General features: G+C 41.6%; 19 protein-coding genes, 1 tRNA gene and 1 pseudogene. 13 read left to right on the top strand and 8 right to left on the bottom strand.

Going from position 1 to position 25,677, the window contains the following annotated elements:
- Positions 1-102: 102 nt before the first annotated feature.
- Entirely contained in the window at positions 103-1,017 is a 915-nt protein-coding gene (locus tag J5A55_RS10815) for a HamA C-terminal domain-containing protein (protein WP_061156500.1), read from the top strand.
- Positions 984-3,296, top strand: a complete 2,313-nt coding sequence (locus J5A55_RS10810; protein WP_004381849.1) for a helicase-related protein — start codon at positions 984-986, stop codon at positions 3,294-3,296. Before J5A55_RS10815 ends, J5A55_RS10810 begins: the two co-directional genes overlap by 34 nt.
- A 992-nt stretch (positions 3,297-4,288) precedes the next feature.
- Here J5A55_RS10810 and J5A55_RS10805 read toward each other — a convergent pair.
- Positions 4,289-5,950, bottom strand: coding sequence for an IS1182 family transposase (locus J5A55_RS10805; RefSeq protein ID WP_211802930.1), 1,662 nt, complete (start codon positions 5,948-5,950; stop codon positions 4,289-4,291).
- 130 nt (positions 5,951-6,080) lie between these two features.
- Here J5A55_RS10805 and J5A55_RS10800 point away from each other — a divergent pair, with 130 nt between their 5' ends.
- A complete protein-coding gene (locus J5A55_RS10800) occupies positions 6,081-6,437 on the top strand; it encodes a hypothetical protein (RefSeq protein WP_004381854.1) in 357 nt (118 codons plus the stop codon).
- 248 nt (positions 6,438-6,685) lie between these two features.
- Here J5A55_RS10800 and J5A55_RS10795 read toward each other — a convergent pair.
- The 4 genes from J5A55_RS10795 to J5A55_RS10780 form a co-directional block, all read right to left on the bottom strand.
- A tRNA-Ser gene (locus tag J5A55_RS10795) sits at positions 6,686-6,773 on the bottom strand.
- 95 nt (positions 6,774-6,868) lie between these two features.
- Entirely contained in the window at positions 6,869-7,720 is an 852-nt protein-coding gene (locus J5A55_RS10790) for a TatD family hydrolase (RefSeq protein WP_004381855.1), read from the bottom strand.
- Between the two features lie 13 nt (positions 7,721-7,733).
- On the bottom strand, positions 7,734-8,708 hold the full coding sequence (locus J5A55_RS10785; protein ID WP_004381856.1) for a polyprenyl synthetase family protein: 975 nt from the start codon (positions 8,706-8,708) through the stop codon (positions 7,734-7,736).
- A 95-nt stretch (positions 8,709-8,803) separates the two neighbouring features.
- Positions 8,804-9,601: an energy transducer TonB gene (locus J5A55_RS10780; RefSeq protein WP_211802945.1), complete on the bottom strand. Its 798-nt coding sequence runs from the start codon at positions 9,599-9,601 to the stop codon at positions 8,804-8,806.
- A 154-nt stretch (positions 9,602-9,755) separates the two neighbouring features.
- Between J5A55_RS10780 and porQ the strand changes: the two genes are divergently transcribed.
- On the top strand, positions 9,756-10,700 hold the full coding sequence (gene porQ / locus J5A55_RS10775; RefSeq protein ID WP_004381859.1) for a type IX secretion system protein PorQ: 945 nt from the start codon (positions 9,756-9,758) through the stop codon (positions 10,698-10,700).
- A 729-nt stretch (positions 10,701-11,429) separates the two neighbouring features.
- Here porQ and J5A55_RS10770 read toward each other — a convergent pair.
- Together J5A55_RS10770 and recF are read right to left on the bottom strand one after the other, a co-directional pair.
- Positions 11,430-11,720 carry a DciA family protein gene (locus tag J5A55_RS10770; RefSeq protein WP_004381863.1) on the bottom strand — a complete coding sequence of 97 codons (291 nt, stop codon included), beginning with the start codon at positions 11,718-11,720 and terminating at the stop codon, positions 11,430-11,432.
- A 4-nt stretch (positions 11,721-11,724) separates the two neighbouring features.
- Positions 11,725-12,831: a DNA replication/repair protein RecF gene (gene recF / locus J5A55_RS10765; RefSeq protein ID WP_004381864.1), complete on the bottom strand. Its 1,107-nt coding sequence runs from the start codon at positions 12,829-12,831 to the stop codon at positions 11,725-11,727.
- Positions 12,832-13,014: 183 nt separating this feature from the next.
- Between recF and J5A55_RS10760 the strand changes: the two genes are divergently transcribed.
- The 9 genes and pseudogenes from J5A55_RS10760 to J5A55_RS10720 all read left to right on the top strand — a co-directional run bounded on the left by J5A55_RS10760 (position 13,015) and on the right by J5A55_RS10720 (position 25,201).
- The gene (locus J5A55_RS10760) at positions 13,015-13,689 is read left to right on the top strand and encodes a tetratricopeptide repeat protein (protein ID WP_004381866.1); all 675 of its coding nucleotides are present in this window, start codon (positions 13,015-13,017) and stop codon (positions 13,687-13,689) included.
- A gap of 8 nt (positions 13,690-13,697) precedes the next feature.
- Positions 13,698-14,174 carry a 6,7-dimethyl-8-ribityllumazine synthase gene (gene ribH, locus J5A55_RS10755; RefSeq protein WP_004381867.1) on the top strand — a complete coding sequence of 159 codons (477 nt, stop codon included), beginning with the start codon at positions 13,698-13,700 and terminating at the stop codon, positions 14,172-14,174.
- Between the two features lie 209 nt (positions 14,175-14,383).
- Complete coding sequence (locus tag J5A55_RS10750; RefSeq protein ID WP_004381868.1) at positions 14,384-16,615, top strand: GH92 family glycosyl hydrolase; 2,232 nt, start codon at positions 14,384-14,386, stop codon at positions 16,613-16,615.
- A 733-nt stretch (positions 16,616-17,348) separates the two neighbouring features.
- On the top strand, positions 17,349-18,095 hold the full coding sequence (locus J5A55_RS10745; protein ID WP_004381872.1) for a cell division ATP-binding protein FtsE: 747 nt from the start codon (positions 17,349-17,351) through the stop codon (positions 18,093-18,095).
- A gap of 45 nt (positions 18,096-18,140) precedes the next feature.
- The gene (locus J5A55_RS10740) at positions 18,141-19,460 is read left to right on the top strand and encodes an aspartate kinase (RefSeq protein ID WP_004381879.1); all 1,320 of its coding nucleotides are present in this window, start codon (positions 18,141-18,143) and stop codon (positions 19,458-19,460) included.
- Positions 19,461-19,582: 122 nt separating this feature from the next.
- Positions 19,583-20,743: pseudogene (gene lysA, locus J5A55_RS10735) on the top strand (diaminopimelate decarboxylase); the annotation flags it as partial.
- A gap of 20 nt (positions 20,744-20,763) precedes the next feature.
- Positions 20,764-21,969: a glycosyltransferase family protein gene (locus J5A55_RS10730; RefSeq protein ID WP_004381881.1), complete on the top strand. Its 1,206-nt coding sequence runs from the start codon at positions 20,764-20,766 to the stop codon at positions 21,967-21,969.
- Entirely contained in the window at positions 21,970-23,127 is a 1,158-nt protein-coding gene (locus tag J5A55_RS10725) for a glycosyltransferase (protein WP_004381882.1), read from the top strand.
- 61 nt (positions 23,128-23,188) lie between these two features.
- Positions 23,189-25,201, top strand: a complete 2,013-nt coding sequence (locus tag J5A55_RS10720) for a fructose-bisphosphatase class III (protein WP_004381883.1) — start codon at positions 23,189-23,191, stop codon at positions 25,199-25,201.
- A 162-nt stretch (positions 25,202-25,363) separates the two neighbouring features.
- On the opposite strand, the gene J5A55_RS10715 is transcribed toward J5A55_RS10720, so the two are convergent.
- The gene (locus J5A55_RS10715) at positions 25,364-25,543 is read right to left on the bottom strand and encodes a hypothetical protein (RefSeq protein WP_004381884.1); all 180 of its coding nucleotides are present in this window, start codon (positions 25,541-25,543) and stop codon (positions 25,364-25,366) included.
- Positions 25,544-25,677 lie beyond the last annotated feature (134 nt).

Below are 25,677 nucleotides of genomic sequence, written 5' to 3'. Positions count from 1 at the left end.
AAAAAACGAGAAAAGACGCTCACTTTTCCTCGCAAAAGATTATCTTTGTAAATAATATAAATATAAATTGTTCGTTTCTTTAAATAATTCTGTATATTGGTTATGGCAATGCGAGTTAGTCTTAAGAAATTGATCCAAGATTCTATCGTTGTGCAATATCATTTACCTTATGATGTTGTAGATAAGCATATTCCTTGTTCATGTATTTCAACAGAAAAGGATTATTGCTTACTTCAAAATGGGACCGATATTGATGTAGCAAACATAATCTATAATGGAATAGTTGATTATGCTTATAGCGATAATGAAATAGATTTAACTCAACTTGACAAGCTCCAAATAAGGGCACTATTAAGCAAACTAAAATTTGATCCAAATGCTTCAGAAAGTATTCAGCTGGGGTATGGCTTTCAGGGAGAAGTTATGCTTCATCTTCTTCTGAGTCATTTTTTTCATGCTGAAAAGGCACTTGCTAGAGGATATTTATATTCTGCTTTAGAAAATGCTGAGACTAAAGGTTATGATTCATATTTGATGATAGAGAACAATGAAACAATATTTCTTCTTTTTGGAGAAGCAAAATTTTACTTGGATGGATATAAAAGGTCATTAGACTCTATCTTTAATAATATTGACAAAGCTCTTTCTGATTCTTACTTTAATCGGAATTTTATTGCAATGGAAAATCACTATGAGCATATCGAACCGAAAAGTAGAATTCGTGAGATTATTGATCAATGGCGAACTGATCCGTTGATAAATATGGCAGAAGAAGCCAAACAGCACAATATGAACCTAGTATATCCGATGCTAGTTATTTTTGATGATAAAATGACAGAATACGATAATCTCATAATGGATATAATATCTTATATTCAAACCAAATATAATGCTGTACAGCCTACACTTACAATCCCATATACAATCTTTTTTTTGTTTTTTCATGTGGATAATAGTCGTATTATTAAGACACAAGTTTTGCAATGGATAAATCAAAAGCAGCAGTTGATGCCGTAAAGCTTATCAACCAAGCCAAAGAGAATTTAAGTTTGCAGCCTTTAATGATTAAGGCTGTTTGTTCTTTTTTTGACTTTATGAAAGGTAAAGAGTTATCTCAAGCAGATAGACTCTTCTTGCATTATCTCGCGAATCGAGCAGGTCTACCTCAGTACTATTATCCGATGCTAAATATTGGAGAAGACGTTGATGAAGAAGTCTCTTTGCAGACCTTTTCAAATTATATCAATGAAAGCAGTTTGATAGTTGGAGAAGGTATTATGTTGCATCGCTACCAGAAGGAACTTTTAGAAAGATTCAAGAGAGGACAGAGAAATCGTATTTTTCTGAGTGCTTCAACATCTTTCGGAAAAACATTTTTGATTTACGAAATCGTAAGGAAGATGGAGTATACTAATGTCGCATTTATTTTTCCTACCCTTTCTCTTCTTTCTGAGAACTTGTTTAAGATTCATTTATTGCCTGAATATAAATGGGTAAAGGATAACTATGTGATTCATACACTCAGTGATAAAGAGGAAATAAGCGGACGGAATCTTTTCATTTTTACCCCAGAACGATTCTTGTCTTTTTTGGATAAGAACAAAGAAATTCAATTGGATTTTGTATTTGTAGATGAGATATATAAGCTTGATAATGGTTTTATCATAGACGAGGTGGCTCAAGAGAATGAGCGAGATGTGGCTTACAGGATAGCTTTGCACGAATTGCTAAAGAATCCACATATAGATTCTTTACTTGCAGGTCCATATATAGCACTTCCAACCGAAGATAAAAAAGACACACAATTTTCATTTAAAACTTTCCTTGACTATTATGATTTTGTTGTTGTTAACTACAATCACTACGAAATAGTGAATAAGGTGGAAGTCTTTGTCAAAACAGCATCAAACATTAAGATTGATAATACGTTTCACTTGACATTTACAAATAAGACAAAGAGTGATCGTGTTGTCCAACTTGTTACACAACTTTTGAATCGAGGAGAAAATGCCATAGTCTATTGCAGTACAAAAGCTTCAACGGAAAAATATGCTAAATTTTTAATTAGTGAGAATAAATATATCAAAGATATTGATTCTGAAAAGGTAATTAGGCTTACAAATCATATAGATAGTTTATTTGTGAATGGGAAGGGGGCGCAATGGATTGTTTCAAAAGCATTAAAAAAAGGAATTGGCATACATCACGGTTCAGTTCCCAAGTATATACAGCAGGAAATTATCTCGCTGTTTAATCAGAATATTTTAAAGATCCTAATATGTACTACTACTATTACTGAGGGGGTAAATACCACAGCTAAAAACGTGATAGTGCTTTCTGGAAAAAAAGGAACGAAAGATTTAAAAAAGTTTGATGCACAGAATATAGAGGGGCGAGCTGGTAGATTTATGCAGCATTATCAAGGGCGGGTTTTTATTCTAGATAAAAAATTTGCGGATCGAATGAACGAAGAGGACGAATTGTTGCAACATAAATTTTTTGACAAGAATATTGATAAAAAAGATGTGGACATTGTTCTCTCAGATTCCAATTATCTCACAACCGAGCAAGAAAATAGAAAAAAGCAGTTAGAGGATATCAAAGAAAGTGGAATAATGCCTAAAGCATGTTTTGAGGAGTTTAGAACAATATCATATGATGACAAGATTTATTTGTACAATACGATTGCTCGCTTTTCAACAACAGATCATGAAAAGATAACAGAGTTAATAAGACGTTACGTTGGTCAAAGGAAGTCTTATCTTCCAGGCCTTGAACTTATATGTCAAACTATCCGTCCAATTATCAAAAATGACAATTTATGTTATTATGTAGAGAACGGAAATGATCAGCCTGGTAACTGTTATCTTGTTGGTATGATTTCTGCATTTATTTCTAAAGGATTTTCAGGCTCGGTAAATTATTATATTAAAAAAGAAGAGGACGTGGATAAGGGAGTTAGAAAGGCTGCTAATTTTGTTTTTAATATGCTCCGTTACCAAGTAGTAAAATATTTCGGTTTATTTAATTTGCTCTACAAACAATTTGAATCAATTCGCAAGGGTGTAAATGTTGATGAAGTTAATGGCATTGAAGCGTTATTACTCAGGCTTGAATATAGTGCAGATACAAGATTAGGCAGACAGGTTAGTGACATTGGTGCATCTTTTAATGTAGTGAAATATTATGATATAAAAGAGAAAAATCCAGATAATAGCGAGATTGTAGGAGAATATTATAACCAGCTGGATGACTATGAGAAATACAATATTACAAAAATAAATCAGATATTATAATATATAATATGGAGTTTGAAGATACGTAATTTTTATGATGAGTATAATCTTAACATTTGGAAGCCTGTAGTTTGGAAGAAAATTAGTACATTTGCAACAGAAACAGTGAGCGTTCTTTGGTTATATAAAACAATGAACTTTTAAGCATCTCGCTCATTTCTAAATCGTTACCTATAAGACTTGCATTTAATCGCAGAACATTGTGCTTTAAGTACTTAGGCCTGAATCATATTATTTTATCGGACAGCCAGTCTATAATCAGGTCATAAAATTAATCGATAAGCAAAAAATCAGGCAAATCAGCTTTGAAATATCCTAAAGTGTTCCTATGGTTGTACAGCCTACCTCTGCCGCTACACATGATCACTATCTACTTAAAGAAGTGCATCTTCCCAAGGATGCTACTCTTACAATGGACAGAACATACGTTGATTATGCATAGTTTCTGAGACTTACAGAGAAGGGAGTATGCTATGTGACTAAAATGAAGAAGAATCTCACCTATAAAGAATTGTCTTCAGTAACTTATGTAAGTCCTGATGGGCTGGTTACACATACGGACAAGAAGATTGTCTTTGAGAAAGGGAGGGGGATATGATTAGTCTTGAGGAGCGTGTGTTAGGGTGCGTAAGTGTAGGTGAATGATAGGGCTAAAGGTGCTAAAATCTGACCCGTACGGGTCGCACGCGTGAGGCGTATAGGGCAGTTGAATGAGGCGTACGGGTCAGAAGTCTAACCCGTATAGGTCGGAAAAGTAGAGCATATAACCATATAACTCTTAGTGTATGAATATCAAAAGCAGACCAATAGCAACAGGAGTAACTAAGTCCCCCCTCCCTTGGGGAGGGGAAGGGGGTGGGTATTATATGAGTAGTAACAAACAACAATATTAACAAAATCCCCTAACCAAATCGAGGGTGTGTCAAAATGGACACATCCTCTTTTCTACTCCTCTTTACTTCATCTACCGCATAATTCGTTATTTACTGCAGCTATGCCGCTAATTTCATATAAAATGATTTGTTGGGCTTCCAATAGCTTATATAAACTTCTATAGAGCATCTGAAGGTGACTAAAAGTACCTCCATAATAGCTTTTAGCTCCTTGAGATTATTTTTTTTGCACATTTTTCCTATGTTAAAGGCAATAGCAAAGAAGGCAAAGTCCATATTGACCTTGTCTTTTCCCAAATGCCTAAATCTCTTGTAGACTTTATTATATTTTGTTTGTCCAAAAACAGCTTCAGGTTCTATGCACCTTCGTCCTCGATGCTTGATGCCTTCTTCCGAGGTCAGTAGTTCCCGTGCCTTTTGTTTATAGTGCTGTAGTTGATGGTTTACTTCTATAATTCTGTTCCCTCTTGCCTTAAAACATGAGCCTCTCAACGGACAACCATCACAGCGTTCTGCCTGATAACGTACACTGTAAGTAACGAATCCATTAGAGGTTAGGGAACGCTTCATGCCTATACGCTTCATATGCTGTCCCATAGGGCAGACGTAGAAATCCTGTTCCTTATTATAATAAAGGCTTGCAGGACAGAATGGGTTAGGTGTATAGCGTGGATGCTGCTCTTTATGGAAGTAGTTATACTTCACATAGGCTTCCATATTATGTACGTCCATGAACAGATAGTTCTCCTCGGAGCCATACCCTGAATCGGCTACGACTGTCTTGGCATAACGATGGTAACGTGAGTTGAAGGACTCCAAGAAAGAAGGAAGTGTAAGCGTATCTGTACGGTTAGCATAGAGTGCAAAGTCGATGATAAACTGGTTCTCAGTTGCTATCTGCAGATTATATCCAGGCTTAGTCTGTCCGTTCCGCATAGCATCCTCCTTCATGTGCATAAACGTAGCATCAAGGTCGGTCTTGCTGTAGGAGTTTCTCTCCCCCATAATCTCAAGGTGTTGGTCATACTCTTGGAGTTTATTACGTTTCTTCTCAAGCTCTTTAAGCTGTTTTTTCTTGGTTCTAACAGCCTGCTTCTCTTCTTTTGTCTTAGGCTCAGGGGATGATTCCAAAGACTTGTTCAATTCCTCGGATATCTCATCGAGCAGAGCTGCAGTAAACTCGACACCTTCTGTCTTAGCGGCATTGTCCTGCGCTATGACATCATCAACCTGGAGCAAGAGTGTGCGTATTTGTTCCTGCAACTTGGCGCGGTTCTTTTCCACGGTTCTCTTCCAAACGAAGGTATACTTGTTGGCTTTCGATTCTATTTTTGTGCCGTCAATATATTCAACGTCAAGACTTATCAAACCTTTGGCTGCAAGTACTAATACCACTTGTGTGAAGATATTGTTGATTTCCTTTTTCACACGATTACGAAAACGATTGATGGTAATAAAATCAGGCTGCTCATATCCTGCCAGATAGATGAAATGAATGTCACGCTTGAGAAGCGACTCTATACGACGGCAGGAATAGATATTATTCATATAGGCGTAAAGAATCACCTTGAGCATCATTTGTGGATGATAAGGCTTGCGACCACTGGGCTTATAAAGCTTGTAGACATTATCCAACATAAGATTATCCACCAAGGCGTCTAAAAGACGAACAGGATCATCTTCTGCGATGTCCTTATCGATTCTTTGAGGAAAAAGAATCATTTTCTTGTGTATGTAAGAACGAAAGTGTACCTTTGTCATAATGAGATTTTTTGTATGCCTAAAGGTACAAAAACTTTAGGAAATAGCAAAGCCCTGGCTTGAGAAAGTCGGGGCTTTGTGCATAAAAAGAGTGTGTGGCTATTTTGACACACCCTCTGGGTATTAATTTATGTGGCAATTCAGACAAGATGACCTCGATACTATCTTCACGGTCATTAACCAAGGATTGATGAAGAAGCCTTACTGGGTGGAATATCACGATACATACGAGGACGGCACACCCGTGTGGAACGGAGAAAAGTCCGTGCTGTGGAACCTTATGGAGCAGGCTTACCCCGAGGAGCATGCGCAGATGATACGAAGAATGATGGCTAAGATGGAAGAGTTAGGAGGCTTACAAAAGGGTTCGCACCAGCTCTTTGCATTCTTTCAGAAGTATTACTTCTCCGTGATTGGCAACTACTCATCTATGCTCTATAACGAGGATGGCAAGTTTTATGAGCAGATGAAACTCGCATGGAAATAGCTTTATACCAAGAGGAAGCAGAGCTGTTGCACGTTGATAAACAAACGAAACCTTTAGAGGCGCAAGCTCGCCAACTTTACATGCACGTGTGTATCAAGATAGAGCTTTATTGTCACCATATACTTTATTGCGTGTTATTTGCATGCACTTTTAAGTATAATTGTTTAATATTGTGCGTTATTGTGCAAATAATCGTTGTTTTTCGACTTTTAAAAGGCTGTAAAAAGGTTTGTAACTGCTTGATTTTGCGGAAAGAGGGGGATTCGAACCCCCGAAACGATTTTGTCGTTTACACGCTTTCCAGGCGTGCCTCTTCAACCACTCGAGCATCTTTCCTATTTGTTTCGCATGTTAGAGAGCATTGATTCGCGAAAAACTGATGTGCAAAATTAATCGTTTCATTCTATAGTCTCATTAAAAGATGAGAGTTTTTAATATTCTTTAATATCTCTACTTGAGGTCACCCCCTGCACTTTAATGCCGAAAATACGTGCTACATTCTCATTTGTTTGTCGTGCAATTTCCTCTTCATCAACACCATAGCTCAATGCAAGCGTTTGCATTACTTCAACTACAAATGAACTTTCGTTACGTTTACCACGGTATGGAACTGGTGCCATATAAGGGCTATCAGTCTCTAAAACGATACGATTCAATGGAACAGCAGCTGGCAGATCCTCACGCAAATGACTACTCTTAAAAGTAGAAACGCCCCCTATTCCCAATGCAAAACGATCAAAACGAAGGAAGGCTTCAGCCTCTTTTTGATTACCAGTAAAGCAGTGGAAAACACCACCAGGAAGCTCCTTTTCATACGGACGCATGATATGCAACATCTCATTCTGAGCCTTCCTACAATGAATCATCAAGGGTAGTTGTGTCTCAACACTCCATTTGACAGCCTCCTCAAAAGCAGCAAGTTGCTGTTGTTCATAGTCACGCGACCAGTAGAAGTCAAGCCCAACTTCACCAATAGCGATGAACGTTTCTCCAAGTAAAGCTGTACCATCAGTCTGCTTTTTAATAGACTCTTTTAGACGAGCATACATCTTTTCGAGCACCTTCTGCCAATCATCACGCACCTCTTCTGGCTGTAATCCAATCATTGGATAGCATGTATCAGGGTATTGTCTACAAACGGCTAATATATTATCTACCGACTTTAAGTCGACAGAAGGTAGGAATATCTTCCCCACCCCAGCCTCTTTTGCACGCATGATAACCTCTGAAAGATCCTCTGAAAAGTCCTCTACATCTAAATGAGCATGTGTATCTATTATCATTGTAATCAATTAGTTAGCGTTGACGATGTAACATTCTTTGAGCATAAGAAGCCAACTCTTGTTTACGTTCATCAGACACCTTCACCGCAGCAAGGTACTTGTTTGCCTCTTCAAAATAGTAATTAATGCGATCAATAGCCAACTTATCTACACCTATCTTATTATATAGCTTGGTCACAGCAGCAACCTTTTCATCACGGTTAAAATGCTCAACTGTGACCCATTTCTCCAATTCCTTACGTTGCCGCGCGTTAGCTTTGTTGAACGCATTGATTAGCATATAAGTCTTCTTATTAGACGTTATGTCCCCTCCAATCTTCTTACCGAACACCTTCGGATCACCATATACATCGAGGTAATCATCCTGCAATTGGAAGGCGAGACCGACCTGTTCTCCAAACTTATAAAGGCTCTCCGCATCCTCTTCTGGTGCATCTGCAAGGAGGGCACCAATCTTCATTGCGCATGCAAGGAGGACGCTCGTTTTCAGTCGAATCATCTCTATATACTCCTCTTCCTTGACGTCGTTTCTGGTCTCAAACTCCATGTCATACTGCTGCCCCTCACCTATCTCCAAGGCTGTAGTAGTGAATAGTTTTAACACCTCGCGCAAGTATTTGTCACTACACTTAGCCATTCGATCAAAAGCGAGAACAAGCATGGAATCACCCGAAAGAATGGCAGTGTTAGCATCCCAACGCACATGAACCGTCTGCTGACCACGCCTAAGTGGAGCATCATCCATCAAGTCGTCATGCAATAACGTATAGTTATGATAAGTCTCAAGAGCACATGCTGGCGATAGAATTGACTCTGGATCCTCCTTAAAGAGATTGTAAGAAAGAAGCATCAATGTCGGTCGAATGCGCTTGCCACCAAGTGAGAGTACATACTTGATAGGCTCATATAAGCTCCATGGTTTGCGGTTATATGAGATGTTATTTATATAATCATTTACTTTATACAAGATTTCATCAGCAGTAAACATATAGGATTATTTTAAGTTGGTTGATTGTTATCATTCATTCACTTATCGGTAGACTCTCATAGACACAGCCCTACGCTCTATCCGAAAATCGCATATCACGAGAACTTGAAGACGACTGGAATCTCCACTAAAGAGCGACACTTCCTACCTTTCTGAATGCCCGGTTTCCAATTGCCCATGGTCTTCAAGACACGTAATACTTCAGCATTTAGCATTGGATAATGCCCACTCTTAATCGTAACATCACCCACGGAACCATCCACATTAATGATGAAAGTAATATTGACAGTGCCTTGCATCTCCTGACTCTTAGCCTCCACAGGATATTGCAGCGTCTTGGTAAGCCATTTCATAAATTCCACCCAGCCGCCAGGAGGCGTCGGCGTATCAGAGAGAATACGCTTACTAACCTTATCATCATAGCGTTCCACCTCCACTTGCGAGGGGTCATCACTCATCTTCTCTGTCACCTTCTTTGCATCTTCTGTCACCTTGGGAGGATCGGGCAAGGTGGTCACCATCGGCATAACAATCGGCACATCACTCACTTGCGGAGCGGCTGTCTTCTTGTCATTCGAGTTCATATTACCCACGTTGTGAGGTGTCACCTTGTTAGGAACATCCCTACGCTTGAGATTCAAAAGATCCTCTATCGTAGGCTTCTTATCGTCTTTCGTCTTGGCTAAGTCCTGCTGATCAATGGCAGGCAACATTTCCATATCGTGAAGTGTCACATTCTTAAAGGGCTTCACATTAGTATCATCATCGCTCGAAGGATTGGCGTTATACTCCATAGCAACAAAGAAGATTGATAAGGCAACGATGATTCCCAATAGGAAACCAATCCATCGCTTATTCTCTAAATCTGCCTCTTTAGACTTTTTTATCTCCACTGTTAGATACTAAAACTATAGCTCTTGCCGTTATATGAAATACTGCTCAATAACCGAGAAGCATACCTTCTACCATTTAAGCAGTTCCAAAGACAAAAGTAATAAGATATTCGGAAAAAGCCGTAACTTTGCCCGATAAATTAATTTAGATTAAATGAAAAAGTTCGTTTTAACGCTCATCTCCACCCTACTCACTTGTATGTTATGGGCACAAGAGAGCCAAACTGAATACAACTTCTTACGTCTCCCCGTTAGCGCGCATGCAGCGGCTTTAGGTGGAGACAATATCACGATTATTGAAGATGATCCTACTTTGATGTTCTCCAATCCTGCCTTAGCATCATCAGTAAGCGATAAGACAATTGGTCTAAGTTATATGAATTATATGAGCGGAGCCAATTACATGGGGGCTTCTTACACCAAGGCACTCGGTGAAAAGGCTACGATTGCAGGCGGAGTACAGTACATGAACTATGGAAAGATGAAAGAGTACAACCAGAACAACACGCAGATCGGAACTTTCAGTGCCAGTGAGATCGCCATAGAAGGTGTCTTTGCATACGAGTTAGCGCATAATATTGTGGGTGGAATAACGGCTAAATTCATCAATTCTTACATCGGTAACTATAGTTCAATGGCTGTGGGGGTCGATCTCGGAGTCAATTGGTACGAGCCCGATTATCAATGGTCTGTATCGGTGGTAGCCAAGAACTTGGGTGGACAAATCAAGTCTTATGAGGAGAACTATGGGAAGATGCCAATTGATGTACAGGTCGGCGTGAGTAAAACCTTTGCTGCACTGCCTGTCAGAATGTCTGCAACTCTTGTAGACTTGACGCATTACAACTATCGATTTATTAATCACTTGAACCTCGGAGCAGACCTTCTTCTGTCCGATAATATATGGGTTGGTGGTGGTTACAACTTCCGCCGTGCTGACGAAATGACGATTGGAACCAATGAAGATGCCAGTGCGCATGGTGCAGGCTTCAGTGTGGGAGGAGGCATTAACCTCGAACGCTTCAAGCTCAATCTGAGCTATGGTAAATATCATGCAGCAAGTAGTTCGATCTTAGTCAATCTATCTTATTCGTTCTAAATAGGCGTTTCATTTAATCTAAAATTATGATTAGGTAGAGTTGATGAATATACAAGTCGACAAGTGAATAAATTATTAGTACTATTGGAGTTAATTGCCACAATGTAGGAGTAGACGCATCACTAATATCCACAAAAAATTAAGATTCATTCTGTATTGAAAGTCACGCTACGTAGTCCTTACATCTACATCTTCCTACTTCGCCTATCTTTATCATCTTTCTTGATAATCTATCACACTCGTGCCTATGCTTAACACCATCAGTGTTCACCATCAACACCACCTCATTTCACGCTCTTCTCAATCATAAACATAGACAAAGGGCGCAACAAGTGATTGTTACGCCCTTTGTCTACCCACATCTTTGTGAGTGATTGAGCTTGATTTTTGGGTTGCCGCCTCACGGCGTCACCCAATCATCTTGCGTCAGTGTTATCCTTTAATCAATCTTATTTATTACCTCAACTAAACCTATTAATATAATCCCGAACAATCTCTTTTGTTCTACCTTAATGCTAAATAACTAAAAACCTAAATCTATTTTTACTAACCTAAACAATCTATTTTATCTCTTTTGACAATGCAAAGGTACGATTGTTTGCGCACACATCAAAACAAATCAGCGTTTTTTATTCTATTATTTGTATTTATTGACATGAATCAATAGTTCTTACACGAATATTAAAGGAAATGACCTTGAAGATAACAAATATTCACTTTCTGCGCAAGTTAGTAGAATCTCACCTCTGTGATGACCATAGAACCAACAGCAGTATTGAGTTTCTTCACTAATTCCGACTGCATCATACTAAGGTCGGCACGCAAGGCAGGATTGATGATCTTCACGAATAAAGTTTGATTTCGTATGAACTTCTCTTGTGTGTAACGTGCAACGGTCTTCCCCGCAACCCCTTCCCACGCCCCAATAAGGCGTTTTTGCAATAGCGGTGCTTCGAGTCCTTCCTGTCTTAAAACCTGATTCAACAAGGTATCCAAGGTTTGAACTTTCCGTCTGAACATAATCTTATCCCTCCTTTTCCTTTATTTCTCCCCCTTCGACTGAGAATATCTTATAACTAAAACTACTACCTTGAAGAATCTTATCAAGGTGGTCTCGGTTCGTATCAGTAATAAAGATCTGACCGTAGTCATCGCCTGATACCAAGCGAACAATCTGCTCTACCCTACTGCTATCGAGCTTATCAAAGATGTCATCCAGCAATAATAAAGGTGTATTATTCCCCGATGTGCGGCGCAGGAAATCAAATTGAGCCAGCTTCAAAGCCAATACGTATGTCTTGTTCTGCCCTTGGCTCCCCTCACGACGGATAGGATAATCGCCCAACTTCATTACCAAATCATCCTTGTGAATACCATGTAGTGAGTAGCCCATAATACGATCTTTTGCCCTATCTCGGCGTATCACATCCAATAACGAACCACGTTGACAATGCGAGACATACTCTAATGACACCTGTTCTCGGTTCTCGCAGATGGTTTGATAGATACGTTGAAACACAGGCGTAAGCTCTTCCACAAAGGCAGCACGTTTCTTATAAATAGCCTCGCCATACTCTGCCATCTGCATCTCGAGCAGCTCCATGAGTGTAGAATCAGGCTCTTCCTCTTGCTTCAAAAGTTTGTTACGCTGTTGTAAAGCTTTATTGTATCTATTAAGGTCTTCTATATAAGGTGTGTCGTATTGAGAGATAACAACATCCATAAGCCTCCTTCGTTCTTCACTTCCACCATCAATTAGGGTTGCATCTGCGGGCGAAACAAAGATAAGAGGTACCTGTCCGATGTGCATTGAGAGGCGTTTATATTCTTTTTTATTACGTTTGAAATGCTTCTTTGTACCACGTTTCATACCGCAATAAACCTGTTCCTTGTCTCCACCATCAGTGGTGTAATCACCTTCCAAAACGAAGTAATCCGCATCATGACGCATCACTTCGGAGTCTTTCGGATTAAAGGCACTCCTACAAAAGGATAGGTAGTAAACAGCATCCAATAGATTGGTTTTACCCTCGCCATTATGTCCTATGAAACAATTAAGCTTAGCCGACAAGTCCAATGTGGCTGCTTCTATATTCTTATAGTTTATGATAGAAAGTTTGTTTAATTGCATCTCTTCTGTCTTTAATCACGCTCTTCTCCTCCCCTATCAATCATCTGCAAAGATACCCCTTTTCGTATCAATAAAAGAAAAAAGTCGTTGATAAATTTCAATATATCCATCTTTTTACGTACTTTTGCTGCGCTATTATGCACACATAAAGTATAGAAAGAAACAAAACATTATAACTTTAAAATGGCAAACAACAAAGAACAGGGTACTTATGAAAATACCCTTAACAATTCCGAAGCCGCATTCTTGAAGTACAAGAAGCAAATCGTTATTGCAGTCATCGCTATTATCGTAATCGTTGCAGGTGCTATCCTTTACAAGAATTACATCTCTGCTCCACGCGAGGCAGAGGCCAGTACAGAACTTGCAAAGAGTCAGATGCTCTTCAATGCACAGCAGTATGATAAGGCATTAACTGGTTTTCAGAAGGTACAAAGCGACTACAGTAGTACTGATGCGGGGAATCTTGCAAACCTCTATGTGGCTCTTTGCTATGCACATCAGGCTAAACCAGACTGGACTAAAGCCTTGGAAAATGCAGAGAAGTTCGATACTTCTGATGATGAAATGATCAGTCCAGCCTCACAAATGGCTCTTGGTGACATCTATGCGAACACTAATCAGCTCGACAAAGCTGTTGACTGCTTCAAAAAGGCAGCTGATATGGCTAATGCGCAGGCTGAAGATAACATCAACCTAACGATTGCTCCATTAGCATTACGTAAGGCTGGTATCCTCTTGGAGAGCCAAGGTAAGAAGGCAGAAGCACTTGACATCTATAAGAACATCAAGAAGACTTATGTCAACTCTCCTATCTTTCAGGATATTGACAAGTACATTGAACGTGCTTCTAATTAATCAGTAACATGTCAACAGAACTTCATCATCTATCAAACTACGATGAGCAAAGTGTGCCAGATGCCAGTAACATGTGCTTTGGAGTTGTCGTTGCAGAATGGAATCCAGAGATTACTGGGGCATTGCTTGACGGTACTGTCCGCACATTGGAGAAGCATGGTGCTATCCCCGAGAACATTCACATCAAGACAGTTCCAGGTAGTTTTGAGCTCATCTATGGTGCACAACAGATGACAAAAAACGATGGCTTCGATGCTATTATCATCCTCGGGAGTGTTATCAAGGGTGAGACTCCTCACTTCGATTACATCTGTCAGGGTGTTACCTATGGCATCGCACGTTTGAATGCATCGCAAAACATCCCTGTTATCTATGGTCTTCTCACCACAAACAATTTGCAACAAGCAAAGGATCGAAGCGGTGGAAAACTTGGAAACAAGGGTGACGAATGTGCGATTGATGCTATTAAAATGGCAAAGTTCTAAGCACTTTATCGAATAAGAGATAATTATTTAAAGGCAACAGAATGTGGAAGTCATCCGCTATCTGTTGCCTTTTTTCATGCTTCTAAGCACATCTTGATAATATTCCTACATCACTTTTATGTGGAATGGAGCTTTTATTTGTACATTTGTAACTGATACCTATGTGGCAGAACATCAGTTTTCTATCGAAATAACATAAAAACCTATATATGAAGAGATTGTTATCAATTACACTCGCAATGCTGTCTTACATTATAAACTGTAATGCCGTAGTTGTGAAAAGCCCCGTTGATTATGTCAACCCATTGGTAGGCACAGCCTCAAAAAGTGAACTATCAACGGGTAATACCTATCCCGCAATAGCATTACCATGGGCTATGAACTTCTGGACAGCACAAACCGGAAAGATGGGGGATGGCTGGACTTACGTTTACGGAGCCGATAAGATACGGGGTATTAAGCAAACACACCAACCCAGTCCATGGATAAATGATTATGGGCAGTTCGCTTTCATGCCCATAACAGGCAAGAAGGTGTTCGACGAGGAAGGGCGAGCTAGCTGGTTCTCACATAAGGCGGAGACTGCTACACCTTATTATTATAAGGTCTATTTAGCCGATTATGACGCTACGGTAGAGCTTTCTCCGACTAACAGAGCAGCCTCTGTTCGAATCACCTACCCCACTACTAACGAGGCTTACTTCCTTGTCGATGCCTTCGATAAGGGTTCTTCTGTGACGATACTACCTGACAAACGCACCATTGTGGGCTATACAACAAAGAACAGTGGTGGTGTTCCTGATAACTTTAAGAACTACTTTGTTCTCCGTTTCGACCATGATTTCGTTTATAAAGGATGCCTTTTTGATGGTAAACTAATCGATAATCAACTCTCTGCGACATGCAATCATGCCATGGCAGTAGTAGGTTTCCAGACCAAGAGAAGCGAACAGATAAACGTACAAGTAGCCTCTTCTTTCATCAGTGAAGAGCAAGCCTTTCGTAACTTAAAGGAGGTAGAAGGAAAGTCATTCGAGCAAGTAAAGGCTGAAGGAAAAGCTGAATGGAACAAGGTATTAGGGCGCATTGAGGTGGAAGACGATAATGTGGATCACCTCCGCACATTCTATAGTTGTCTTTATCGCTCCGTTCTTTTCCCTCGTTCCTTCTATGAGTTTGATGCTGAAGGAAAGCCCATTCATTATAGTCCTTATAATGGGAAAGTACTCGAAGGGTACCTCTTCACCGATACTGGATACTGGGATACTTTCCGTTCATTGTTCCCCTTGCTTAACCTTATCTACCCTTCTATGAATGAGAAGATGCAGGCAGGTTTGGTCAATGCTTATCGAGAGAGTGGATTCTTACCAGAGTGGGCTAGCCCCGGACATCGCGATTGTATGGTGGGCAATAATTCTGCTTCTGTGGTGGCAGATGCCTATATCAAGGGACTTCGGGGTTATGACATTGAAACATTATGGAAGGCTGTTGTGCATGGAGCTAACGCTGTTCACCCCACTATCAGTTCGACTGGGCGCAAGGGATTCGAGTATTATAATCGGTTGGGATATGTACCTTATAATGTGGGTATCAACGAGAGTGTCGCTCGCACCTTGGAGTATGCTTATGACGATTGGTGTATTTATCAGTTGGGATTAAAGCTAAGGAAGAGTGCCAAGGAACTGCGACCTTTCAAGGAGCGAGCCATGAACTATAAGAATGTATTTGATAAAGAGACTTGCTTAATGCGTGGTCGTAATGCAGACGGGAGCTTCCAAAAGCCCTTTAACCCATATAAGTGGGGAGATGCATTCACCGAAGGTAACAGCTGGCACTACACCTGGAGCGTGTTCCATGACCCGTCTGGTTTGGCACAACTGATGGGTGGTTACGATAAGTTCAACACGATGTTGGACAGTGTATTTAACCTACCTCCTGTATTCGACGATACCTACTATGGCTTCACTATCCATGAGATTCGTGAGATGCAGATAATGCACATGGGCAACTATGCACATGGTAATCAACCTATCCAGCACATGATATATTTGTATGATTATAGCGGTCAACCATGGAAGACACAGTACTGGATTCGCGAGGTTATGAACCGATTATATACAGCGCAACCAGATGGTTATTGCGGTGATGAAGACAATGGTCAGACCTCCGCTTGGTATGTTTTCTCGGCCTTAGGATTCTATCCCGTATGCCCTGGAAGCACACAGTATATGATAGGAACTCCTTATTTCCACAAGGCAAAGATACATCTGGAAAATGGCAAAACCATCACTATTTGCGCCGAAAATAACAATGACGATAACCGCTACATACAGCATATAACGATGGACGGACAGCCTTATCCGCATTATTATTTAGAGCATGATAAGTTAAAGAAAGGTGTTTCCCTCAACTTCATGATGGGTGAACGGAAGCCAATTTAGATGGTTATTTACAATCAAAATAATACCCAAAAGTAGGGACAGACGCCCTCGTCTGTCCGCCAGAACACGACCTATAAAAAGCCTCCCAAGCCTCTCCAAAGGAGGGGATATTACCTAACGGGATGCCAAAAGGGGACGAAAATGCGGACAGACGAGGGCGTCTGTCCCTACTCTGTGGAACTCTCTCAATTTGACGAGAGCCTCTCCTTAATTTGAAGAAGGCGTTCCTTCGATGTGACGAAACGCCCTCTTTGCAATCAAGAGACGCCTTCTTTAGATGAAGAGGATACAACATAGTAGGGACAGACGCCCTCGTCTGTCCGCCAAATAACAGCAAATAAAAAGCCTCCCCAAGCCACTCGAAAAGAGAGGATGTTACCTAAAAGGATGCCATGAAAGGGTAAATGAGCGGACAGACGAGGGCGTCTGTCCCTACTTGTAGTATCATATCAAACAGAACTAATAACCCGTTTACTTATCAACTCGTCAACTTGTTAACTCTACCTAATAACTCATTTACTTATCAACTCGTCCTCTCATCAACTCTACCTAATCATAATTTTGAATTATGAACTTTGCATTTTGAATTATCAAAGGGTGTCTGCTTTAACTTTTTTCACCATCATAAAGATAGGAATCAGAAGTTTTTTACTATCTTTGCAAGAACTTAGTGTACCCCTCCTAACAAGGGTGTAACAATAAATTCGATAATCATAAACCGCAAGGAATAATCATGTTAATAGATTATAAGAAGGCTAACATATACCAAGATGAGCGTTTGATCCTAAAGGATGTGGACTTCCAAGCAGAAGAGGGAGAGTTTATCTATCTCATTGGACGCGTTGGTTCGGGTAAGAGTTCGCTATTGAAAACAATGTACGGAGAGCTTGATATTGATTGTGATGACGCCGAGAAAGCTGAGGTGTTGGGCGTATCTGTGCTCGACATAAAGCGTAGTCATATCCCTGCTCTGCGTAGACAGATGGGCATTATATTCCAGGATTTCCAATTACTACACGATCGTACGGTAGCAAAGAACTTAGGGTTTGTGTTGCAAGCTACGGGTTGGACGGACAAAAAGAAGATTGCCCGACGCATCGAGGATGTGTTGGTTCAAGTGAACATGATGGATAAGAAGGATAAAATGCCGAGTGAGTTATCGGGCGGCGAACAGCAACGTATTGCCATTGCACGCGCTTTGCTCAATGAGCCGAAGGTGATTATTGCAGATGAGCCAACGGGTAATCTCGATCCTGAAACAGCTGCCAACATCGTTAGCATACTGAAGGCTACATGTCAGGTAGGCACTACGGTCATCATGTCTACGCATAACATCAACCTCTTGAGTCAGTTCCCCGGTAAGGTATATCGCTGTGGGAATGGTGAACTAAGCCTACTCGAAGATGGCAACGAAGCTCGAGATCTTAGTGAGGAGACGGCTCCGATTGAAGCAGTCGCCGAACCGATAGAGAACGACTAAGCTCTGGAAGGGGCACAACCATACAATAGAAAGATAAGACGAAACATGAAAGTAATGAAATTCGGAGGTACATCTGTGGGCTCGCCAGAGCGCATGAAGGGTGTAGCCTCATTGGTAACGAAGTCGGGAAAGCCAACGTTTATCGTACTATCAGCTATGAGTGGGACGACAAACTCACTCATTGAGATCTCTAATTACTTATATCGTAAGAACCCAGAAGGTGCTAACGAGGTGATTAATAACCTTGAACAGAAGTATATCGGACACATAGAAGCACTCTACTCTACCGATGAATACAAGCAGAAAACACGGTTGTTTATCACAGAGAAGTTCGATTATCTACGTTCGTTCACAAAGGATCTTTTCACCTCATTCGAGGAGAAGAACATCGTAGCACAGGGTGAGATCCTATCAACCAACATGGTTGTCAACTATCTTCAAGAGCAAGGGGTAAAGGCTATATTACTTTCAGCACTCGACTTCATGCGCACCGATAAGAATGCAGAACCTGATCTCCCTTATATCAAAGAGAAGTTATCTGCTATCATGAAGGAGCACGAGGGCTATCAAATCTACATCACTCAAGGCTTTATCTGTCGCAATGCTTATGGCGAGGTGGATAATCTTCAGCGTGGCGGTTCGGACTATACAGCATCTCTCGTGGGTGCAGCCATTGATGCAGAAGAGATACAGATTTGGACAGACATAGACGGTATGCACAATAATGATCCACGTGTGGTAGATAAGACGGAGGCTGTCCGACAACTCAACTTCGAGGAGGCTTCAGAGCTAGCCTACTTCGGGGCGAAGATCTTACACCCTACATGTGTGCAGCCAGCAAAGTACTCCGGCATACCCGTTCGACTGAAGAATACGATGGAGCCAGACGCTGAAGGCACCATAATAAACAATGTTCTTGTTAAGAGTAAGATAAAGGCCGTCGCTGCTAAAGATAATATAACTGCAATCAAGATAAAGTCTAGTAGGATGCTTGGAGCATCTGGTTTCCTACGCAAAGTGTTTGAGATCTTTGAGAGTTATCAGACCTCCATTGACATGATAACGACAAGTGAAGTGGGCTTATCGATGACCATTGAGAACGCTAGTCACCTATCGGAGATAGTCGACGAGTTGAAGAAGTACGGTACAGTAAGCGTCGACTCGGATATGTGCATAGTATGTGTGGTGGGTGATCTCGACTGGAGTAATGTAGGCTTCGAGACGCTTGCAACAGATGCAATGAAGGATATTCCGGTGCGTATGATCAGCTATGGAGGAAGCAATTACAACATTTCTTTCCTTATTAAAGAGGCTGATAAGAAGCGCGCCTTGCAATCCTTATCAAAGGTTCTCTTCAATGAATAATAGAAGAAGGAGGGCTTATTACATGTGGATATGACATCTGACTTGCCCTCTGTATAGACTTTATAACGACCCTCTCACACGTTTGCCCGTAACGAAGGGCACATTCTCAATATAACACAACAGTAATGATACAAACATTCCCGACGGATAAATTCAGGACTATAGATACTCCGTTCTACTATTACGATTGCGACCTTCTACGCGAAACGTTGCACGTGATAGAAGAAGAAGCCAGTAAACACAAGGGTTACATAGTGCATTATGCTGTTAAAGCAAACGCTAATAAGAAGGTTCTAAACCTGATAAGTCAGACGGGAATGGGTGCTGATTGCGTGAGTGGAGGTGAGATTCAACGCTGCTTAGAATGTGGTTTTCCATCAGAGAAGATCGTCTACGCGGGTGTGGGGAAAGCTGATTGGGAGATCAACTTAGGGCTTGACAACGATATATTCTGCTTTAATGTAGAGAGCGAGGAAGAGCTTGAGATCATCAATAAATTAGCCCAGAAGCGAGGGAAGATAGCGAGTGTCTGCCTCCGAATTAACCCCGAAGTAGGGGCGCACACACACGCTAACATCACCACAGGACTGGCTGAGAACAAGTTCGGAATAGCACTTCGGTACGTTCCTTCCATTATATCTGCAGCACTGGAGATAACGCATATCAACCTTATTGGTTTGCACTTTCATATAGGCTCACAGATTATGGAGATGCAGGACTTCCAAGCACTTTGTGCTCGCATCAACGATATACAAGACGACCTTGAAAAACGTGGTGTTAAGGTTGAGAACATTAATGTCGGAGGTGGTTTGGGCATAGACTATAACGATCCAGAAGGGCATCCCATCCCTGACTTCCAGTCGTACTTCAACACCTTTGCAAAGCACCTCAAACTTCGGAAAGAACAGAAGGTTCACTTTGAACTGGGGCGTTCAGTCGTAGGGCAAATGGGGTCTTTAATCACTCGAACGCTCTATGTGAAGCAAGGCAAAAGTAGGCAGTTTGCCATCGTTGATGCTGGTATGTCGGACTTGTTAAGACCGGCTCTCTACCAAGCTCACCATCGAATAGTAAACCTGTCAAACACCGATGATCTGCAGTCGTATGATGTAGTCGGTCCGATCTGTGAGTCTAGTGATGTCTTTGCCAAGGAGGTATCTCTTCCCACAGTACATCGCGGTGATCTCTTGGCGATAAGGTCGGCTGGAGCATACGGAGAGAGCATGGCTTCACAGTATAACTGTCGAAAACTACCAACTGGATATATGTCCGATGAACTATAAAACAACAATTCTTTAGACGAATGTTTACCATTGATAATACAACTATCAGCTTATCAGCTGTATTGCTGGTGATGGCTTTATTGACATCTCTGATTAATCCTTTCTTTAGGAAGATACGCACGAGTGTGGCTTCAATGGAGCCTACCACACCAGAAGAAGAGGACGAAGATGAGGGGTCATCATCGACTCAGACTGCTGTTGAGAACATCAGTTTGCCTCCCGTGTCGATTGTGTTTACACCACACGACAACGCCAGTGAACTGGAGAAATACCTCCCCCTCTACTTCAACCAATCGTATGACAGCGACTTTCAAGTTATCGTTGTCATGCCTCAGGGAGACCATGAAACGAGCGATGTACTCAAACGATTCGCTGATAATAAACGCCTTTATACAACCTTTATACCTGATTCCTCACGTTATATGAGTCGAAAGAAACTTGCCATAACGTTGGGTGTTAAGGCCGCAAAATACCCTTGGGTTGTAATGGCGGATATATGTAGTTATCCTCAAAGTGACCGATGGTTACAATCTCTGGCACAGCACTGTATGAAGGGAAGAGAGCTTGTTGTCGGGTACACCCGATATGAAGATGGCACACCAGACTACCGTATCTTTGAACGTTACTATGAGGCTCGTTACATCATGCGAGAGTATCAGCACGACCACGCCTACCGCTGTCCTTTTAACGCATTAGTGTTCCGCAAGGATGTATTCTTACGGCAGGAAGGGTTCCGAGGGAACCTTAAGTATCTTCGTGGTGAGTTTGATTTCATGGTGAATAAATATGCCCATGATGACAACTTAGCCTTTGAGTCTACCCCAGAAGGTACATTGATTGAGGAAGTTCCAACCGATAAGGTATGGTTAAGCAAACACCTCTTTTATATGGAGAACCGCCAACACCTGCGAGGTTCGGGACGGCATCGTTGCTTACCCGTCATCGACCAGTTGGCACTACATGGCAATTACCTCTTACAGTTTGCAACTCTTGTTGTATCACTCCTTACCCACAACTGGATCATAACAGCAGCCTCCGCACTCGGTATTCTGCTCACTTTAGTACTCCGAATGGTGATTGGTAAGCGAGCACTCAACCGCTTCGATATTGAAATATCGGCGTGGAAAGTAATCCCATACGAGCTTGCTATCGCTTGGAAAAGGCTCGGTTATAAGTTCAAATACCGCCGCGCTAATAAGTATGACTTCATCTCTCACAAACTATAAATGCGTATCCTCCATTACATAAACAGCCTAAAAGCAGGCAATTTACTATCCGATTATATCCTACAACTCACTTCCGAGCAAAAGGAATATGCGGAGGTTAAGATCTTAACAAGCACTGATAACCTCCAAAGAATAGTCGAGAAAGAGAAGCCCGACATAATCCACATACACGCTTGTTGGGATTATCAAGCTGCTAAACGGACGCAATGGGCAGTGCAGAAGGGCTATGCAGTCGTCCTTTCTACACACTGGGGACTGAACGAGCCTATACGTTCTAACGAACAGAGAATACGCAAGTTTATAAAGCAGGTAATGTATCAACAAAAGACGGTGCAACACGTAGATGCAATGCTTGTAACCAACGAGAAGGAACGCCAAATGATACTCCGTCTTGGTTGGCAGAAGCGTGTTGACGTTGTTCCAAACAGTCTTTTGAATAGCAATCTATCGGCTAATGAGATGGCACAGCAGACTCTCCTATATTATAATAAGGTGTTAGATACGCGTTACCAGTTGGCAATGTCCACCATGGAAAGCGATGCCGTACACAGCTTATTACACGTTGGATTGGCACAGGAAACCACTCATAACCTTCTGTCAAGCGACCAGCTCTTGAATGTAAGAAGCCTAAATCCAGCACAATGGAGGCGTATCTTGCTCTATGCCGATGATGAGGATATAAGAGAGATCATCGATGATGCGATTAGCAAACTACAGCTTAATGTACCCGACATAGATACCTCCACTATCCAACGTTTTGCCCTTATTCTTCCTAAAGAGAGCCAACCTCTTAACCAGAAGAAGATTACTGGAACTAAACCACTTACTCGGCAACGACTGAACGATAATACGAATCGTGACGAAACTATTGTTAGAACCATCGCAATTATGTTAGCTAATGCACATCAATTAGACGTGAAACGAACCCTATCCATGCGTCATTTGGCAGACTTATACACGATGATTAAATATAATGACTACGATGAAGACCGCCTTGCAGAGGTATTGCGTCACATGCGCCTCTACCGTTTCTCCCGTCGTATCATCCAACTATTAATAGATTACTTACACTTAGAAGAAGGCTTCACACCCTTTCCTCCACTTGCAGATAATGGGACGAAAGCCATCATAAAAAGAAACTTTAAACATAGATATTAATAGCGGTTATCACTCAAAAGAGCCTCATAACCACCATAACTAATAGAAAGGAGACATTCACATGACACTTAAACAGTATGATCTAAAGCAAGACGAGCGTTACTTACAACTGCTTTCTAAGTCCTTCCCTACTATTGCAGACGCATCAACGGAGATAATCAACTTGGAGGCAATCGCACATCTCCCGAAGGGTACAGAGCACTTCCTTGCGGATATACATGGCGAGTATCAAGCCTTCCAACACGTACTGAAGAACGCATCAGGTAATATAAAGAGAAAGGTCAACGAGTTGTTCGGTGACACCCTAAGGAACGCCGAGAAACGAGAGCTCTGCACGCTTATCTATTATCCAGAACAGAAGTTAGAACTGGTCAAGCAGACCGAGCGGGACATCTCCGATTGGTACCATATTACGATCTATAGGCTCGTAGAGGTGTGTCGCGATGTATCGAGTAAGTACACTCGTTCTAAGGTTCGGAAAGCATTGCCAACGGACTTTTCTTATATCATCCAAGAGCTTCTTCACGAGCACTCGGACGATAAAGACAAGTCCGACTATGTAAGTGCTATCATCCACACGATTGTCACAACTGGTCGTGCTGACGACTTCATCATAGCCATCTGTGAGGTAATTCAACGCTTGGTCATCGATCAGTTGCACATCTTAGGGGATGTTTACGACCGTGGACCAGGTGCTCATATCGTCATGGATACGCTCAAACGCTACCACACATGGGACATTACTTGGGGCAACCATGACATCCTTTGGATGGGAGCATGCGCTGGTAACGATGCCTGTATATGCAATGTTATCCGTATTGCCTTACGATATGCAAACATGGCAACTATCGAAGATGGCTATGGAATTAACCTCATCCAGTTGGCCACCTTTGCGATGGACATCTATGGAGAAGACCCTTGTGTCGAGTTCAAACCAAAGGTTTCTAAGGACAATCCACTCGATGAACGAAACATGACCTTGATGGCTCAAATGCACAAAGCCATCAGCGTTCTCCAGTTTAAACTGGAGTCTCAACTGATCAAGAAGCATCCACTTTGGAAGATGAATGATCGATGTCTTCTTGATGTGATAGACTATAAAAAGGGTACTATCATCGTTGATGGCAATGAATATAAGATGCGTTCTTGCAATTTCCCAACCATCGATCCGAAACATCCCGACCAGTTGACAGAGGCAGAGCAAGCCCTCATTGAACGTCTTCACCATTCATTTACTGGCAGTGAGAAGCTACGTTCGCACATTCGCTCCCTACTGCGTCATGGGTGCATGTACAATATCGTTAACCACAATCTTCTCTATCATGCTTCAATCCCATTGACGGCTGATGGGAAGCTAAAAGAGGTTGAAATCGCTCCCGGAGAGAAGTTAAAAGGAAAGGAACTGCTCTATCAGATCGGTATGAAGATACGTACTGCTTTCCAACAGAATAATGAATTGCAGACCGAGACCGAGCGACAAGATGCAATCGACTACTTCCTTTACTTGTGGTGTGGACCTGATAGTCCGCTCTTCGATAAGTCAAAGATGGCAACCTTCGAACGCTACTTCTTAACCGAAAAAGAGACTCATCACGAGGAGAAGGGATATTACTTCAGCATGCGTGATAATGAGCAGATTGCGGATATGATAATGGACGAGTTCGACGTACCCAAGCCTAACCGCCATATCATCAATGGGCATGTTCCGGTACACGTAGTGAAGGGTGAGAACCCAATCAAGGCTAACGGTAAGTTGATGGTGATTGATGGTGGATTCTCACAAGCCTATCATAAGGAGACTGGTATTGCTGGTTACACTCTCGTCTATCACTCTCGTGGCTTCCAACTTGTACAACACGAGCCATTCACCTCAACGGAGGATGCTATTAAGCGAGGTACTGACATCGTTTCTACCATACAAATTGTAGAGATGAATCAACACCGTCTTCGTGTACAAGATACGGATAAAGGAACAGAACTAAAGCTACAGATTGAAGCGCTCAAAGAGCTTCTTTACGCTTATCGTTCGGGCTTCTTAACAGAGCAGGAACGTAAGAATCCACCAAAAGTGTAGCCCTTGTTTAATTCAAAATTAGAGCCTCACCCCCAGCCCCTCTCCGAATGGAGAGGGGAGTAAATACTACTATTAGCAAACAAAGAGGGCGTTTCTTCACATCGAAGAGACGCCCTCTTCATTGCAAGGAAACGCCCTCTTCAAATTGAGAAGGGCGTTCCTTTAATTAATGATAATACTAACCTGTAGGGACAGACGCCCTCGTCTGTCCGCCCATTTACCCCTATGTGTCATCCCGTCAGGCAACATCTTCTCCTTTTGAGGGGCTTGGAGAGGCTTTCGCTGGTTGTGTTCTGGCGGACAGACGAGGGCGTCTGTCCCTACAGATTCCCTATTTTTCAAATAGAGCTAATAACTTGTTTACTCGTCAACTCCCAACTCGTCAACTCTACCTAATCACAATTTTAAATTGTGAATTATGAATTTTGAATTGCACTTGGGCGTCTGCTTCTGTGGATTCCCATGTTCCTTTAGGA

This window comes from Prevotella veroralis (genome assembly GCF_018127765.1).
Classification (GTDB): Bacteria; Bacteroidota; Bacteroidia; order Bacteroidales; family Bacteroidaceae; genus Prevotella; species Prevotella veroralis.
The sequence above is the reverse complement of the archived record's forward strand: the minus strand, read 5'-3'. Positions and strand labels throughout refer to the sequence as shown.